Origin of the sequence: Burkholderia sp. Ac-20384 (genome assembly GCF_017104605.1) — a bacterium.
In the GTDB taxonomy this organism is placed as follows: domain Bacteria; phylum Pseudomonadota; class Gammaproteobacteria; order Burkholderiales; family Burkholderiaceae; genus Burkholderia; species Burkholderia lata.
The window spans coordinates 1-2068 of the sequence record NZ_JAAGPE010000600.1; the positions used below are offsets into that span (position 1 = coordinate 1).

General features: G+C 68.7%; 2 protein-coding genes. Both read right to left on the minus strand.

The genetic code is table 11. The annotated features are described in order from the left end of the window. Nucleotides 1-266 precede the first annotated feature (266 nt). Entirely contained in the window at nucleotides 267-1241 is a 975-nt protein-coding gene (locus G3O00_RS42100) for a VacJ family lipoprotein (RefSeq protein WP_206146539.1), read from the minus strand. Next, nucleotides 1234-2068, minus strand: an 835-nt coding sequence (locus G3O00_RS42105) for an MMPL family transporter (protein ID WP_206146540.1), incomplete at its 5' end; no start/stop codon positions are given. The genes G3O00_RS42105 and G3O00_RS42100, both read right to left, overlap by 8 nt.

Here is a 2068-nt window from a genome sequence, read left to right on the forward strand (position 1 = left end):
TCCTGCCGATCCTGCGTGAACTGCTGAAGCAGCCGTCGCAGCTCGGCCCGCTGCTGCAGGTCGCGAGCGACGCGCGCGCGGCGCGCACGACGCTGATCCAGGCGCGGCACGCGTTCGAGCGTGCCGGCGCGATGCGGATCGCCTGAGCGGCACGCGCCGCTTTTCTCGCCCTTCTCCTTCCTTCCCGGTTTCCCGTTTCTCGCGGACAAAAAAAGAGCGCTGCATTTGCAGCGCTCTTTTTCTTTGCGGCGGCGGCCGTTGCAGCCTTACTTCTGCGCGGCCGGAGCGCTCGCAGGCGTTGCCGGTGCGGCTGCCGATGCCGCAGCAGGCGCAGCGGCCGACGCAGCCACCGGCGCGCTCGCGGGCATCACATTGTCCGCGCCCGGATCGTCGTACTGCGGCAGCCCCGGCGCGGCCGGCGCATTGTTCGGCGTGGCGCCCGGTGCACCGCCCGACTCGCCCGGATCCTCGTAGTTCGGCAACCCCGGTACGGCCGGCGTCGCGGCCGGCACGGCGCCCGATTCACCCGGTTCGTTGTAGGTCGGCAGCGCGGCCGACGACGACTGGCTGCGATACGTCAGCGACTTGCGCTGCTGCAGGTACGCGTCGCGCACGAACGAATACGGATCGAGTGCGGCCTGCTTCAGCAGGTCGGTCGCGCCGAGCAGGTCCGAACGCGCGCTGATGAACTGCGCGATGTACATCGGGTTGCGCGCGGCCGGCTCGATGTAGTTCAGCAGGTTGAAGCGCACGTCCACCGCGCGGCCGACGCCGTCGCGGATCGTGCTCGGCCCGAACACGGGCAGCACGAGGTACGGGCCCGACGGCACGCCCCAGCGCGCCATCGTCAGGCCGAAGTCCTGGTGATGCTTCGGCAGCCCCGCCGGCGTCGCGATGTCGATCAGGCCGGCGACGCCGAACACCGAGTTCATCGCCACGCGCATCAGATCCTCGGTGGCATCGGTGATGCGGAGCTGCAGCAGGTTGTTCGCGATGTTGCCGAGATCGCCGAGGTTCGAGAAGAAGTTGCTGATCGCGGTGCGCACGGGCGTCGGCGTGACCTTCTGGTACCCCTTCGCGATCGGCTGGGCGATGTTCGAGTCGACGGTGTCGTTGAACTTGTACATCGCCCGGTTCATCGGCTCGAGCGGGTCGTTGGGGTTGCGGTTCGGTCCCGTCGCGCAGCCGGACAGCACTGCGCTGGCGGCAACGGTCGCCGCAATGATTCGCACCTTATTCATTGATTCCTTGCGATTGGTTCTTGGCGCGTTTGACGCGCGGTTTGCCCATCAGGACGGGCTGGAACACCACGGCGCCGATCAGCGTGCAGGTCAGGGCCAGTGCGAGCAGCTTGCCCATGCTCGACGTGCCCGGGTGGTGCGACAGCCACAGGCTGCCGAATGCGGTCGCCGTCGTCGCGGCGCTGAACAGGACAGCATGCGTGAGGCTCGAGTGCAGCAAGCCGGTTTGCCCCGCGCGCCACGCCATCACGAAATACACCTTGAACGCGACGCCGACGCCGAGCATCAGCGGCAGCGCGATGATGTTCGCGAAGTTGAGCGGCATGCCGAGCACGACGCACAGCTCGAGCGTCACGACGCCCGACACGAGCAGCGGCACCAGCGTGCGCAGCACGTCGCCGAAGCGGCGCAGCGTGACCCACAGCAGGATCGTGATCGAGATGATCGACCACAGCGCCGCATGCAGGAACGCGCTGATGATCGTGTCGGCCGAATGCAGGATCGAGATCGGCCCGCCGGTCGTGCCCGGCTCCGCGGCCTTCACGGCTTTCGCGAAGCGGCGCAGCATCGTGTCGTCGTTCGGGTCGACGCCCTTCGGCACCTTCGGCGAGATCTGCACGAGCGCGTGGCCGTCCGGCGCGACCCAGTCGCGCACGAGCTGCGGCGGCAGCGATTCGCGCGTGATGTCCTGCGGCTGCAGCAGCGACGCGAGCTGGTTGAGCGCGATGCGCAACGTATCGGAGAACGCGCGCTCGGCGCGGTCGCGCGTGGCGGCATCCGCGGCGGCGAGCTTCGCGAGCGACGCCGACAGGTGCTGCGCAGCGGCC

Excerpts from the sequence above, each read along its gene's own strand:
- G3O00_RS42100 (WP_206146539.1), bottom strand. The coding sequence starts at position 1,241 with ATGAATAAGGTGCGAATCATTGCGGCGACCGTTGCCGCCAGCGCAGTG.